Source organism: Pseudomonas sp. WSY_20, assembly GCF_043104335.1.
Classification (GTDB): domain Bacteria; phylum Pseudomonadota; class Gammaproteobacteria; order Pseudomonadales; family Pseudomonadaceae; genus Aquipseudomonas; species Aquipseudomonas parafulva_B.
Window position 1 is genome coordinate 160,601 of record NZ_JBICKP010000030.1, and the last position, 13,483, is coordinate 174,083.

Genomic DNA, 13,483 nt, shown 5'->3' on the forward strand with positions numbered 1-13,483 from the left:
CCTAGGATCACTGTTTATCCTGGCAATCGAGCTGTAGGTTGGCCTGGGTGATGTTGCTGTGCGGCGGTACGCTACGCGTCAACCACACGTTGCCACCGATGGTGGAACCCTGCCCGATGGTGATACGCCCCAACACGGTGGCGCCGGCATAGATCACCACGTCGTCCTCGACGATCGGGTGACGGGCCAAGCCCTTGTGCAACGTGCCGGACTCATCGCTCGGGAAGCGCTTGGCGCCAAGGGTCACCGCCTGATAAATCCGCACGCGCTCGCCGATGATCGCAGTTTCGCCGATGACCACGCCGGTACCGTGGTCGATGAAGAAGCTTGGGCCGATCTGAGCCCCGGGATGAATATCGATACCCGTCGCCGAATGCGCCAGCTCCGAACTGATCCGTGCCAACAATGGCAGCCCGGCCGTGTACAGGTGATGGGCCAGACGGTGGTGGATGATCGCCAGGATGCCGGGATAGCACAGCAACACCTCATCGACACTGCGCGCCGCCGGATCGCCGTGATAGGCCGCCAGCACGTCGGTATCGAGCAGCACACGCATGCCTGGCAGCGCCGCGGCAAAGCCCTGGATCAGCTTCAGGGCATGGGCATCGACACCCGCCAGGTCCTCCTTGCCTTGCCGGGCGGCGTAGCGCAGTTCCAGGCGTGCCTGCACCAACAACGCATTGAGCGCGGCGTCCAGGGTATGGCCGACATAAAAATCCTCGCTCTCCTCGCGCAGGTCCACCGGACCGAGACGCATGGGGAACAACGCGCCGCAGAGCTGTTCGAGGATCTGTCGTACCGCTTCGCGCGAGGGCAGCTCCCGGCCACCTTGCTCGCCGCTGCTGCGGCCATTGCGGGTGCGCCATTGCTCACGGGCACCGCGCAAGCCGGCCACGATCCCTTGCAGTTGCCAGTGCCCGGAGGCGGGTTGTTCGCTCACGGTGTGTTCTCCTGCCTTTTAGGCTATCTGTTCTGTTGTCGATGCCGTCATTCTACGGGCAAGCCCGTGGACCAGGCCCTCATCTCTACCTCTTTGCACTGCATCGCAAGGCAAGGGCGATGACAGCCATGCCGGCCTCGCCTACCCTCAAGATCAATGGACAATTTCCAAACGCATAAATAAGCAAGGTGCGATAATTTTTGACTATTTCCTGCGTTGCGCATCCAACCCTATAGTCGCCATCACTTCATTCACAACACGCTCGGGGCTCAGACATGTCGAAGTTCGCCAAACCGCTACTCAATGCCAGCCTGGCCCTGTTGCTGGGCACGGGCCTGCTTGGCCAGGCCTTTGCCGGCGAAGAGTTGAAGACCATCCAGGAAAAAGGCGTGATCAGCGTCGGCCTCGAAGGCACCTACCCGCCGTTCAGCTTCCAGGATGAAAACGGCAAGCTGACCGGCTTCGAAGTCGAGCTGTCCGAATTGCTGGCCAAGGAACTGGGCGTGAAGGCCAAGATCCAGCCGACCAAATGGGACGGTATCCTGGCTGCGCTGGAGTCCAAGCGGCTGGACATCGTCGTCAACCAGGTCACCATCTCCGAAGAGCGCAAGAAGAAATACGATTTCTCCGAACCCTACACCGTCTCGGGTATCCAGGCGCTGGTGCTGAAGAAGAAGGCTGACCAGCTCGGCATCAAGGGCGCTCAGGACCTGGCAGGCAAGAAAGTCGGTGTAGGCCTGGGTACCAACTACGAGCAATGGGTCAAGCAGGATGTGCCCAAGGCCGAAGTGCGGACCTATGAGGACGACCCCAGCAAGTTTGCAGACCTGCGCAATGGCCGCATCGATGCCATCCTGATCGACCGCCTGGCTGCGCTTGAATACGCCCAGAAAGCCAAGGACACACAACTGGCGGGCGATGCCTTCTCGCGACTGGAGAGCGGGGTTGCCATGCGCAAGGGCGAACCTGAACTGCTGGCCGCCATCAACACGGCCATCGACAAGCTCAAGGCGGACGGGACCCTGGCCAAGCTGTCCGAAAAGTACTTCGGTGCTGACGTCACCCGATGATCGCTGAAAGCCTGCAACTGGTCGCCGACTCCGCACCCTTCCTGCTCAAGGGTGCGGGTTACACCGTGCTGCTCAGCGTAGGGGGCATGTTTTTCGGATTGGTGCTGGGCTTTGCCCTGGCGTTGATGCGTTTGTCCAAAGTGCTGCCGCTCAACTGGCTGGCACGGATATACGTATCGTTCTTCCGAGGCACGCCCCTGCTGGTGCAGCTGTTCGTCATCTACTTCGGCATGCCCCAGATCGGCATCGAGCTCGACCCGATCCCCGCCTCGCTGATCGGGCTGTCATTGAACATGGCCGCCTACATCTGCGAGATCCTGCGCGCCGCGATCTCTTCGATCGACCGTGGGCAGTGGGAAGCAGCGGCCAGCATCGGCATGACCCGCGTACAAGCCATGCGCCGGGCGATACTGCCCCAGGCGCTGCGCACCGCGTTGCCGCCGTTGGGCAACAGCTTCATCTCGCTGGTCAAGGACACCGCACTGGCCGCCACCATTCAGGTGCCGGAGCTGTTCCGTCAGGCCCAGCTGATCACAGCACGTACGTTCGAGGTGTTCACCATGTACGTGGCAGTGGCCGTGGTCTACTGGGTGCTGTGCAGCATCCTGGCCTACTTCCAGAACCGCATGGAAGCGCGGGTCAACCAACATGACCAGGAGCACTGAGCATGATCGAAGTCAAAGGCCTGACCAAACGCTTCAAGGGCCAGACCGTGCTCGATGGCATCGATGTGACGGTGCAGCCGGGTGAAGTGGTAGCGATAATCGGCCCCAGCGGGTCGGGCAAGACCACCTTCCTGCGGTGCTTGAACCTGCTGGAAACGCCCGATGCCGGGCAAATCAAGATCGGCGCCATCAGCATCGACGCCAACCGCCCCCTCGGCCCGCAACACAGCGCCATACGTCGCCTGCGCCAACAAGCTGGGTTTGTGTTCCAGAACTTCAACCTGTTTCCCCACCGCACGGCCTTGGAGAACGTCATCGAAGGGCCGGTGATCGTCAAGAAAACACCGCGCGACCAAGCGGTGGACCTTGGCCGGCGTCTATTGGCCAAGGTGGGCCTGGCAGGCAAGGAAGACGCCTATCCACGTCGCCTGTCCGGGGGCCAGCAGCAACGGGTGGCCATTGCCCGTGCCCTGGCCATGGAGCCGGAGGTGATTCTGTTCGATGAACCCACCTCGGCGCTGGACCCGGAACTGGTAGGCGAAGTCCTGGCGACCATTCGCAGCCTGGCGGAAGAAAAACGCACCATGATCATCGTTACCCATGAAATGAGCTTCGCTCGCGACGTGGCTAACCGGGTCATCTTCTTCGACAAGGGTGTGGTAGTGGAGCAAGGTGAGGCCAAGGCGTTGTTCGCGGCCCCGCAACAGGAGCGAACGCGGCAATTCCTGCGCAAGTTTCTGGGCACGGCTGCTTCTGAGTAAGCCTGCAAAGCCAGCCAGCGCTGTAGTAGCCCGTACGTCACTCAGCTCACGCCTGAATGCATGTCGCCTGGGGGCAGGCGACGCGCTTCTATATATATTCCAAAGCGTTAGTTCATAAATATTTTATAAACCCTTACGGTATATACACCGGACCACCGGACCAGCATACGTCTGTCGCGATCAGCTGTAGCGGCATAACCCACATGTGAGGTCAGCAATGGTCAGGATCACCATCACCCCAGTGCATAACGCCAGGGCATTGAGTGCAGCCAAGGAGCGGCACTGATGTCCAGCCAAGCCCTTATTGCCTCCCGCAGCGTGCTCGACAGTGCACCGCCCTTGCTGCCAGCCAAGGTTCTGCACAGCGATGCCCAAGCGCTGCAAGCTGCACGTGAAGTCGCCGCTGTCGCGCGCGAACAGGCTGCCCGTCGGGATCAGCAACGCGAACTGCCCTGGGCCGAAATCGAATTGTTTACCCGCAGTGGCCTGGGGAGCATCAGCGTTCCGAAGGCCTACGGCGGCCCTGATGTGTCGTTCGAAACCGTGGCCGAAGTGTTCCGCCTGATCAGCGCTGCCGATCCTGCGCTGGGGCAGATCCCACAGAACCAATTCGGCATGCTGCAACTGCTGCGCCTGACAGCCACGCCGGCGCAACAGGCAGTGCTGTTTCGCAGCGTGCTGGACGGCTGGCGAATCGGCAATGCAGGCCCTGAGCGCGGAACCAAGGACACCCTCACCCTCAAGGCACGGATCAACCGCGCAGGTGATGGCTATCGCATCAGTGGCGAGAAGTTCTACTCCACCGGCGCGTTGTTCGCCCACTGGGTGGCGGTCAAGGCGCTGGACGAGGAAGGTCGCCAGCGCCTGGCCTTCGTGCGCCGCGGCACCCCCGGGTTACGCATCGTCGACGATTGGTCGGGGTTTGGTCAGCGCACCACGGCCAGCGGAACGGTACTGCTCGATGACGTTCCGGTAGAGGCAGACCTGGTTATCGACAACTGGCGCCAGCGGGAGGTACCCAATACCCAGGGCGCCGCCTCGCAGCTCATCCAGGCGGCCATCGACGCAGGCATTGCCGAGGCCGCCATCGATGACGCCATTGCTTTCGTGCGCACAAAGTCGCGCCCATGGGTCGAAGCCCAGGTAGAGCGCGCCAGCGACGACCTCTATGTCATCGCCGACATCGGCCGCCTGAAGCTTGAACTGCATGCCGCCGAGGCGCTGCTGCGCCGGGCCGGGCAGGTGCTGGACGAGGTCAACGCAGCACCGGTGGATGCCGAGTCGGCTGCCCGTGCGTCGATTGCGGTGGCCGAAGCCAAGGTACTGACCACCGAGATTGCCCTGCAGGCCAGCGAGAAACTGTTCGAACTGGCTGGCAGCCGCGCCACCCTGGCCGAGTTCAACCTCGACCGCCACTGGCGTAACGCCCGCGTGCACACCCTGCACGACCCGGTGCGCTGGAAATACCACGCAGTTGGCGCGTACCACCTCAACGGCACTCTGCCCGCGCGGCATTCCTGGATCTGATGGGTAGCCTGCAGGACCGCTGCGCGGTCCGGGGCACCGGAGACACACCATGACCACACGCATCATTACCAGCGACGGCGAAGCCTTGGCCGTTGCCTTGGACATCGCCCGCCAGCTACGCCCCGACAGCGCGGTGCGCGACCGTGAACGGCGTCTGCCACACCCTGAGCTGGCGCTGTTCACACGCTCGGGCCTATGGGGTATCAGCGTACCCAAGGCCTACGGCGGGGCGGGCGTATCCAACGTCACCCTGGCCAAGGTCATCGCCATCATCGCGCAGGCCGACGGCTCGCTCGGGCAGATTCCGCAAAACCATTTTTATGCCTTGGAAGTGCTGCGGGTAAACGGCACGCCCGAACAGCAGCAGCGTCTGTACGCCGAAGTGCTGGCAGGCCGGCGGTTCGGCAATGCCCTGGCAGAACTGGGCACCAAGACAGCCAATGAGCGCACCACACGCCTGAGCCGCGAAGGCGATGGCTTTCGCATCAATGGTCGCAAGTTCTACGCCACTGGCGCGCTATACGCCCAGCGCATACCCACCTCGGTGATCGATGACCATGGCGTCCAGCACTTGGCATTCGTGCCTGCCGACAGCCCCGGCCTGCAGGTGATCGACGACTGGAGTGGCTTCGGCCAGCGCACCACCGGCAGCGGTTCGGTGGTGTTCGATAACGTCCCCGTCAGCGCACAGGACGTCGTGCCGTTCCAGAGCGTGTTCGATCGCCCCACCCCGGTAGGCCCGCTGGCGCAGATTCTTCATGCCGCCATCGATACCGGCATCGCCCGGGCAGCCTATGAGGACGCCTTGCATTTCGTGCGGACCCGCAGCCGGCCATGGGTGGACTCAGGCGTGGACCAGGCGAGCGACGATCCGTTGACCGTCAAGAGCTTCGGGCAGCTGGCTATCCGCCTGCACGCTGCCGAAGCCTTGCTCGAACGCGCAGGCCACTACCTGGACAGCGCGCGTGACGACAGCACGGCCGAAACCGTAGCCGCGGCCTCCATTGCCGTAGCAGAGGCACGGGCCATCAGCACGGAAATAGCCCTGTCCGCCGGCACCACGTTGTTCGAGCTCAGTGGCAGTCAGGCCACGCTGGCCGAGCACAATCTCGACCGCCACTGGCGCAACGCCCGGGTACACACATTGCACGACCCGGTGCGCTGGAAATACCACGCCATCGGCAACTACTACCTCAACGAGCAAAACCCACCGCGCCGGGGGACCATCTGATGGCCCGGCAGATCCTGCTCAATGCCTTCAACATGAACTGCGTGGGGCATATCAACCATGGCCTGTGGACGCACCCGCGCGATACGTCGACCCAGTACAAGACCCTCAAATACTGGACCGATTTGGCGCGTCTGCTGGAACGGGGCCTGTTCGACGGTTTGTTCATCGCCGACATCGTCGGCACCTACGATGTCTACGGCCAGTCGCTGGACGTAACGTTAAAGGAATCCATCCAGTTGCCGGTCAACGACCCTCTGCTGCTGGTGTCTGCCATGGCCGCCGTCACCCGCAATCTCGGTTTCGGCCTCACGGCCAACCTCACGTATGAAGCACCTTATCTGTTTGCACGCCGTCTCTCGACCCTGGATCACCTGAGCAATGGCCGAGTCGGCTGGAACATCGTCACTGGCTATCTGGACAGCGCTGCGCGCGCCATGGGCCTGACCCAGCAGCCTGAGCATGACCGTCGCTACGACCAGGCCGATGAATACCTCAAGGTGCTGTACCAACTGCTTGAGGGAAGCTGGGCCGACGATGCCGTGCTGGCTGACCGCGGACAACGCATCTACGCGCGCCCCGACAAAGTGCGCAAGGTCCATCACCACGGGGAGTTCTACGATGTCGAAGGCTATCATCTGTGCGAGCCGTCGCCACAACGTACGCCGGTACTGTTCCAGGCTGGCAGCTCGCCGCGCGGCCTGACGTTTGCGGGCAATCATGCCGAGTGCGTGTTCATCAGCGGCCAGGACAAGGCTTCAACCCGCGCCCAGGTGGACAAGGTGCGCGCCGCTGCCAGGGCTGCGGGTCGCGACCCAATGGCAGTCAAGGTTTTCATGGGCATTACGGTGATCGTGGCGCCCACCGAGCGACAAGCCCTGGCCAAGCACGCCGAATACCTGCGCCATGCCAGCCCCGAAGCCGGCGTCGCGCATTTTGCCGCCTCCACCGGCATCGACTTTGCGGCCTTCGATCTGGACGAGCCGATTGCCTTTACCCAAGGCAACGCCATCCAGTCGGCCACCCGCCAACTGCAGGAAAACGCCTGGACCCGACGCCGCCTGCTGCAACAGCACGCCTTGGGCGGTCGCTACGTCACCTTGGTCGGCGACCCCGAGCAGGTGGCTGATGAGCTGATCGCATGGGCAGACGAAACCGGCCTGGACGGCTTCAACCTGACCCGCACCGTCACACCGGAAAGCTTTGAGGACTTCATCGACCTGGTGATTCCGCCGCTACAGGCGCGCGGCCGCTACAAGACCGCCTACGCCGGCGGCACGCTGCGCGAGAAGCTGTTCGCAACCGACCATCCCTACTTGCCAGCCGATCACCCTGGCTCGACCTACCGCTTTGCGCCTGCCCCCGCCTCGACTGGAGCCTTGCACCATGCTTGAAAAACTATTTCGTCCCGTTGCGGCCGTCGCGATTGCCTTGGGCTTCTCCAGCGCAGCCCTGGCCGATGAGCCGCTTAAGGTCGGCACCACCTCAGCCTTCGCCATCCCGCTGGAAGCCGCCGTCGAAGAGGCGCACAAGCAAGGGCTCGAGGTGAAGCTGATCGAATTCAGCGACTGGATAGCCCCCAATGTCAGCCTCAACAGTGGCGACATCGACGTGAACTACTTCCAGCACATTCCCTTTCTGGAAAACGCCAAGGCTGCTGCCGGTTTCGATCTGGTGCCCTACGCCCCAGGCATCATCAACAACGTGGGCCTGTATTCCAAGCGTTATAAAAGCTTCGTCGACCTGCCCGAAGGTACCAGCGTCGCCATCGCCAACGACCCGATCAACAGCGGACGCGGCCTGCAATTGCTGGCCAAGGCTGGCTTGATCACGCTCAAACCGGGTGTGGGCTACAAGGCCACCGAACAGGACATCACGGCCAACCCGAAAAAGCTCAGGATCATTCAGGTCGAAGCGGTCCAGCTGGTACGGGCGTATGACGACGCGGACCTGGTGCAGGGCTACCCCGCCTACATTCGGCTAGCCAACAGTTTTGACGCCACCTCGGCCCTGCTTTTCGATGGCCTGGAGAACAAGGAATACGTGATTCAGTTCGTCATTCGCCCACAAAGCAAGGATGACCCTCGCCTGGCCAAGTTCGTCGACATCTACCAGCACTCGCCAGTTGTACGTGCGGCCCTGGACAAGGCTCATGGCACGCTCTACCAGGCCGGTTGGGAGTGACAGCGATGAGCCAGTCCACTGCACGGCGAGCACTCGAGTCCCCTGCACCACCCCGTCAGGCTGAACACTTGTACCTTCGCCCTGACGTCAACCACGCCCATGTGCGGTTCATCGGGCTGGGCAAGACGTATCCAGGCCAGAGCCAGCCAGCCCTGCAAGGCATCGACCTGAACATCCAGCGCGGTGAAATCTTCGGCATCATCGGCCGCAGCGGGGCGGGTAAGTCGTCGCTACTGCGCGCCATCAACCGGTTGGAACAGCCTACGCAAGGCCGAGTGCTGATCGAGCAGGCGGACATTGCCAGCTACGACGAGGACGCACTGGTGGGGTTGCGCCGAAGCATCGGCATGATTTTCCAGCACTTCAACCTGATGTCAGCCAAGACCGTATGGCAGAACGTCGAGCTACCCCTGAAGGTGGCCGGCGTCGCCAAAGCGCAGCGCCAGCACAAGGTGCGCGAGCTGCTGCAACTGGTTGGCCTCGAGGACAAGCATCACGTTTACCCTGCGCAGTTGTCGGGCGGCCAGAAGCAGCGCGTGGGCATTGCCCGCGCTCTGGTACATGACCCAAGTATCCTGCTGTGCGACGAAGCGACCTCGGCGCTGGACCCGGAGACTACCGCCTCAATCCTGCAACTGCTACGCGACATCAACCAACGCCTGGGCCTGACCATCGTGCTGATCACCCATGAAATGGCCGTGGTGCGCGACACCTGCCATCGGGTTGCGGTACTGGAGCGTGGCCAATTGGTCGAGCAGGGCGAGGTCTGGCAGGTGTTCGGCGCGGCGCGGCACGCCACCACGCGCACGTTGCTGGCGCCCCTGCAACCGACCTTGCCAGAGGCCTTGACCGCGAACATCAAGGCTGCGCCATCGAGCCCCGACAGCGCCATCGTGCTGAAGCTGACAGCCTTCGGCGAGCCCGATCTGTCGGCATTGTTCGCCGAGTTGGGCGGACGCGTGCGGTTGCTGCAGGGGGGTGTGCAATCCATCGGCGCGCATATCCTGGCGCAACTGATCGTGTCGGTGCAGCACTCGCCTCATGACGCCAACCGCCTCCTGGAACGCAGTCGGCGCTGGGCCGAAGATGTGGAGGTGCTGGGCCATGTGGGTTGATCGTCTGCTGGAGGGTTTGCTCGACACGCTGCTGATGGTGGGCGTTTCTTCGCTGATCGCCTTGCTGGTGGGCGTACCGATGGCCGTCATGCTGGTGACCAGCGACAAGGGCGGCATCTATGCGGCGCCGCTGCTCAACCGGGTGCTGGGCGCGTTCGTCAACCTGTTTCGCTCGGTGCCGTTTCTGATCCTGATGGTTGCCCTGATCCCCTTTACGCGGTGGGTAGTCGGCACAACCTATGGCGTCTGGGCGGCCATCGTGCCCCTTACCATCGCGGCCACGCCCTTTTTCGCCCGCATCGCCGAAGTCAGCCTGCGAGAGGTCGACCACGGCCTGGTGGAGGCGGCGCAGGCCATGGGGTGCCGACGCTGGCACATCGTCTGGCACGTGCTGCTGCCAGAAGCCCTGCCAGGCATCGTCGGCGGCTTCACCATCACCTTGGTGACGCTGATCAATTCATCCGCCATGGCGGGCGCCATCGGTGCCGGAGGGTTGGGGGACATCGCCTACCGCTATGGATACCAGCGCTTCGACAGCCAGATCATGTTGACGGTGATCGCCATGCTGGTGGCTCTGGTGGCACTGATCCAGCTGGGTGGCGATCGGCTGGCCCGAGGGTTGAACAAGCGATGAGCGAAGGCGAAGGGCTGGCGCCAAGCCAGCCCCTGGCCTCATTCCCAGCGCAGGTCCTTTGCGGCGACCGGCCGGCCGAACCAGTAGCCCTGCCCCAGCTGGCACTGCTCCTGCAACAGAAAGCTGGCCTGCTCCTGCTGCTCGATGCCTTCGGCGTGCACTTGCATGCCCATGCTGCGGGCCAGGGCGATGATCACACGCACGATGGCGACATCATCCTCATCGCACGGCAGCCCGGTCACGAAGCCCTGGTCGATCTTGAGCTTTTGCACGGGCATGCGCTTGAGACGTAGCAGCGAGGAATACCCAGTGCCGAAATCATCGATGGCCAGGGTTACCCCCAGCTCGCGCAGACGGTGAAGCTGCTCCAGGGCCACTTCCGGGTCCTCCATCACCGCACTTTCCGTGACCTCCAGCTCAAGCAGCGCTGGCGCCAGGCCTGTTTCATGCAGCACATCGGCCACCTGCCGGTACAACTCATGCTGGCCAAACAGCCGGCTCGAGATGTTCACGGCCACGAATGCCAGTGGGCGGCCTTCCTGCTGCCAGCGCACCATCTGCAGGCACGCCTGGCGTAGCACCCAGGCATCGATTTCGGCAATCAGACCGGTGCGTTCGGCAATCGGAATGAATTCGCCCGGTGCCACCAGGCCCCGCTGGGGATGCTGCCAGCGGACCAGCGCCTCGACCCCCACCTGGCTGCCCGAGGCCAGGTCCTGCACCGGTTGATAGAACACGCATAGCTCATCCTGCTCGAGGGCGCGGCGCAATTCCCCGGCCGTTTCCACGCGCAACTGGGCGTGCGCTGTCAGCTCCTCGGTGTACAGGGCGTAGCAGGCGCGACCGTTGGTCTTGGCCTTGTACAGCGCCGAATCGGCATTGCGCAGCAACTGCTCGGCACTCAGGGCGTCGCTTGGGAACAGGCTGATGCCTGCGCTGACGCTGATGAACAAGCGATGGCCCTCGAACAGGAAGGGCTCGCGCATGCGTTCGATGATGCGCTGGGCCAGCTTTGCCGCCTGCCCCAGGTCCTGGCAGTGCTCGGCCAGGACGCCGAACTCGTCGCCGCCCAGGCGCGCCAGGGTGACCCCGCTGCTCACCACTTCGCCCAGGCGGGCGCCCACCAACTTAAGCAACTGATCGCCGATCGTATGACCCAGCCCGTCGTTGATGCTTTGGAAATGATCGAGATCCAGAAGCAGCAGCGCACAACCGCGCTTCTTGGCCTGGGCCGCAGCCAACGCCTGTTGGACCCGGTCGGTGAACAACAAGCGATTGGGCAGGTCGGTCAGGGGATCATGGTGGGCCAGGTAGGCCAGCTCCTGCTCCGAATGCTTGATGGCGCTGATGTCACTGAATACCGCCACGTAATGGCTCAGTTCGCCTTCGTCGTCACGAATGGCGCGAATGGTTTGCCATTGAGGATAGATTTCACCGCTTTTGCGGCGGTTCCAGATCTCGCCGCTCCACTCCCCAGTCTCGGTCAGGGCCGCGTAGATCTGCTGGTAGAACGCGGCACCATGGTGCCCCGACTTGAACTTGCTCGGGCGCTGGCCGATGACCTCATCCTGCTGATAGCCGGTGATGCGCATGAACGCGCGGTTGACGTGCACGATCACCCCCTGCCGGTCGGTCACAAGGACCCCTTCCAGGGTGCAGTCGAACACCGCGGCGGCCATGCGCAGGCGCTCACGGTCTTCGCCGCGCAGGCGCGCACCGGCACCGATGAAGTTCAACAGCCGCACACGCGAGACGTAGATCAGCAAGGCGCTGAGCAACACCCAGACCACGACGTTGATCTGGCGCCCCACCGTCAGGGCCAGGGGGTCTTCAGTCATGCTGTGCAGCACCACCTCGGCCAGCACCAGCCAGAGGATCGAGAGCACCACATAGAGCGCAGCCATGCGCAAGGCGTCGCGAACGGAAACAGACATGTCGGGTGGAATTGCCCATGGAAAGTGTTGGGGGATTATAAAGCTTCTGCTGCCCGACGTGCGGTTGCCGCTTTGCAAAGGCCTCGCGCCAAGGCATGCCGCGCACCGCCGCCCCGCTGAAACATCGCGTGGTCAGCTTTGACTGGTTTTATTTCCCGACCCAGGGATAATCGCACCTTTCCCCTGAATTTCGAGGGTATCTCTACCTATGTGGTACAACGGCCTGCTCGACTTGTCGGCCTGGCAACTGGTCGGCATCACTTTGTTGATGACCCATGTGACCATTGTCAGCGTCACGGTCTACCTGCATCGCTATTCCGCGCATCGCGCGCTGGAGCTCAATTCCGGGCTCAAGCATTTCTTCCGCTTCTGGCTGTGGCTCACCACGGCGCAGAACACCCGTGAATGGACCGCTGTTCATCGCAAGCACCACGCCAAGTGCGAAACCCCGGACGACCCGCACAGCCCAGTCTACAAGGGCTTGAGCACGGTGCTTCGTAAAGGGGCCGAGCTCTACCGCGAAGAGGCGCGCAACCCTGAGACCCTGCGCATCTACGGCAAGAACTGCCCGGACGACTGGGTCGAACGCAACCTCTACTCCCGCTACAAGCTGGGCGGTATCGTGCTGATGGCGCTCATCGACCTGCTGCTGTTCGGTACCGCCGGCATCACGATCTGGGCCGTGCAGATGATGTGGATTCCCTTCTGGGCAGCCGGGGTAGTCAATGGCCTGGGCCATGCCGTGGGCTATCGCAATTTCGAATGCCGCGACGCTGCCACCAACCTGGTGCCTTGGGGCATCGTCATTGGCGGCGAAGAGCTGCACAACAATCACCACACCTACCCCAACTCGGCCAAACTTTCGGTCAGGCGCTGGGAATTCGACATGGGCTGGGCGTGGATTCGCCTGTTCTGCCTGCTGCGGCTGGCCAAGGTCCAGCGCGTGGCCCCCATCGCCCACCGCGTTGCCGGCAAGGCCAGCCTGGACATGGACACTGCCATGGCCATTCTGAACAACCGCTTCCAGATCATGGCCCAGTACCGCAAGCTTGTGATCGGCCCGCTGGTCAAACAGGAACTGGACCGCGTCGATGCCTCGGTCAGCCACCATTTCCGACGCGCCAAGCGCCTGCTGTCCCGCGAGACCAGCTTGCTGGAGGATCGCCACCATGTCCGTATCGAGTCCATGCTGGCGCACAGCCAGGCATTGAAGACCATTTACGAGAAACGCCTGGCCCTGCAGCAGATTTGGGCGCGGACTAGCGCCAACGGCCACGACATGCTTGCCGCCATGAAGGATTGGGTGCATGAGGCCGAGACCAGTGGCATCCACGCCCTACGCGACTTTGCGTCACAGTTGAAAACCTATTCCCTGCGCCCGACCGCTGCCTGACCTCCGTTGATCGATACGCCCCGTTCTGGGGC

12 protein-coding genes are annotated in these 13,483 nt (G+C 62.8%); 10 read left to right on the forward strand and 2 right to left on the reverse strand.

The genetic code is table 11. The features are described 5' to 3' along the window. Nucleotides 1-7: 7 nt before the first annotated feature. Nucleotides 8-940 carry a serine O-acetyltransferase EpsC gene (gene epsC / locus ACF8E5_RS09255; RefSeq protein WP_027914137.1) on the reverse strand — a complete coding sequence of 311 codons (933 nt, stop codon included), beginning with the start codon at nucleotides 938-940 and terminating at the stop codon, nucleotides 8-10. A gap of 275 nt (nucleotides 941-1,215) precedes the next feature. On the opposite strand from epsC, the gene tcyJ reads away from it, so the two are divergent. From tcyJ to ACF8E5_RS09300, 9 genes are all read left to right on the forward strand, one after another. Continuing rightward, a complete protein-coding gene (gene tcyJ / locus ACF8E5_RS09260) occupies nucleotides 1,216-2,010 on the forward strand; it encodes a cystine ABC transporter substrate-binding protein (RefSeq protein ID WP_058604706.1) in 795 nt (264 codons plus the stop codon). Beyond that, the gene (tcyL, locus tag ACF8E5_RS09265) at nucleotides 2,007-2,675 is read left to right on the forward strand and encodes a cystine ABC transporter permease (protein WP_023535780.1); all 669 of its coding nucleotides are present in this window, start codon (nucleotides 2,007-2,009) and stop codon (nucleotides 2,673-2,675) included. The genes tcyJ and tcyL overlap by 4 nt, the downstream gene beginning before the upstream one ends. 2 nt (nucleotides 2,676-2,677) lie before the next feature. Further along, on the forward strand, nucleotides 2,678-3,436 hold the full coding sequence (gene tcyN, locus ACF8E5_RS09270) for an L-cystine ABC transporter ATP-binding protein TcyN (protein ID WP_058637062.1): 759 nt from the start codon (nucleotides 2,678-2,680) through the stop codon (nucleotides 3,434-3,436). Between the two features lie 285 nt (nucleotides 3,437-3,721). Further along, nucleotides 3,722-4,963: an SfnB family sulfur acquisition oxidoreductase gene (locus tag ACF8E5_RS09275; RefSeq protein ID WP_058637061.1), complete on the forward strand. Its 1,242-nt coding sequence runs from the start codon at nucleotides 3,722-3,724 to the stop codon at nucleotides 4,961-4,963. A gap of 49 nt (nucleotides 4,964-5,012) precedes the next feature. After that, on the forward strand, nucleotides 5,013-6,194 hold the full coding sequence (locus ACF8E5_RS09280) for an SfnB family sulfur acquisition oxidoreductase (RefSeq protein ID WP_196121386.1): 1,182 nt from the start codon (nucleotides 5,013-5,015) through the stop codon (nucleotides 6,192-6,194). Continuing rightward, nucleotides 6,194-7,585 carry an LLM class flavin-dependent oxidoreductase gene (locus tag ACF8E5_RS09285; protein WP_078477814.1) on the forward strand — a complete coding sequence of 464 codons (1,392 nt, stop codon included), beginning with the start codon at nucleotides 6,194-6,196 and terminating at the stop codon, nucleotides 7,583-7,585. Before ACF8E5_RS09280 ends, ACF8E5_RS09285 begins: the two co-directional genes overlap by 1 nt. Beyond that, the gene (locus ACF8E5_RS09290; RefSeq protein WP_392475184.1) at nucleotides 7,578-8,375 is read left to right on the forward strand and encodes a MetQ/NlpA family ABC transporter substrate-binding protein; all 798 of its coding nucleotides are present in this window, start codon (nucleotides 7,578-7,580) and stop codon (nucleotides 8,373-8,375) included. The genes ACF8E5_RS09285 and ACF8E5_RS09290 overlap by 8 nt, the downstream gene beginning before the upstream one ends. A 5-nt stretch (nucleotides 8,376-8,380) precedes the next feature. Further along, on the forward strand, nucleotides 8,381-9,490 hold the full coding sequence (locus ACF8E5_RS09295; protein ID WP_392475185.1) for a methionine ABC transporter ATP-binding protein: 1,110 nt from the start codon (nucleotides 8,381-8,383) through the stop codon (nucleotides 9,488-9,490). Further along, nucleotides 9,480-10,124: a methionine ABC transporter permease gene (locus ACF8E5_RS09300; protein WP_058604699.1), complete on the forward strand. Its 645-nt coding sequence runs from the start codon at nucleotides 9,480-9,482 to the stop codon at nucleotides 10,122-10,124. Before ACF8E5_RS09295 ends, ACF8E5_RS09300 begins: the two co-directional genes overlap by 11 nt. Nucleotides 10,125-10,162: 38 nt before the next feature. Here ACF8E5_RS09300 and dibA read toward each other — a convergent pair whose 3' ends face one another. After that, nucleotides 10,163-12,058, reverse strand: a complete 1,896-nt coding sequence (gene dibA / locus ACF8E5_RS09305; protein ID WP_196127041.1) for a phosphodiesterase DibA — start codon at nucleotides 12,056-12,058, stop codon at nucleotides 10,163-10,165. Nucleotides 12,059-12,266: 208 nt separating this feature from the next. Here dibA and desA point away from each other — a divergent pair, with 208 nt between their 5' ends. Then, nucleotides 12,267-13,451 carry a delta-9 fatty acid desaturase DesA gene (gene desA, locus ACF8E5_RS09310; protein WP_058637055.1) on the forward strand — a complete coding sequence of 395 codons (1,185 nt, stop codon included), beginning with the start codon at nucleotides 12,267-12,269 and terminating at the stop codon, nucleotides 13,449-13,451. Nucleotides 13,452-13,483 lie beyond the last annotated feature (32 nt).

Coding starts and splice junctions, on each gene's coding strand:
- tcyJ (WP_058604706.1), top strand. CDS start 1,216: ATGTCGAAGTTCGCCAAACCGCTACTCAATGCCAGCCTGGCCCTGTTG.
- tcyL (WP_023535780.1), top strand. CDS start 2,007: ATGATCGCTGAAAGCCTGCAACTGGTCGCCGACTCCGCACCCTTCCTG.
- tcyN (WP_058637062.1), top strand. CDS start 2,678: ATGATCGAAGTCAAAGGCCTGACCAAACGCTTCAAGGGCCAGACCGTG.
- ACF8E5_RS09275 (WP_058637061.1), top strand. CDS start 3,722: ATGTCCAGCCAAGCCCTTATTGCCTCCCGCAGCGTGCTCGACAGTGCA.
- ACF8E5_RS09280 (WP_196121386.1), top strand. CDS start 5,013: ATGACCACACGCATCATTACCAGCGACGGCGAAGCCTTGGCCGTTGCC.
- ACF8E5_RS09285 (WP_078477814.1), top strand. CDS start 6,194: ATGGCCCGGCAGATCCTGCTCAATGCCTTCAACATGAACTGCGTGGGG.
- ACF8E5_RS09290 (WP_392475184.1), top strand. CDS start 7,578: ATGCTTGAAAAACTATTTCGTCCCGTTGCGGCCGTCGCGATTGCCTTG.
- ACF8E5_RS09295 (WP_392475185.1), top strand. CDS start 8,381: ATGAGCCAGTCCACTGCACGGCGAGCACTCGAGTCCCCTGCACCACCC.
- ACF8E5_RS09300 (WP_058604699.1), top strand. CDS start 9,480: ATGTGGGTTGATCGTCTGCTGGAGGGTTTGCTCGACACGCTGCTGATG.
- dibA (WP_196127041.1), bottom strand. CDS start 12,058: ATGTCTGTTTCCGTTCGCGACGCCTTGCGCATGGCTGCGCTCTATGTG.
- desA (WP_058637055.1), top strand. CDS start 12,267: ATGTGGTACAACGGCCTGCTCGACTTGTCGGCCTGGCAACTGGTCGGC.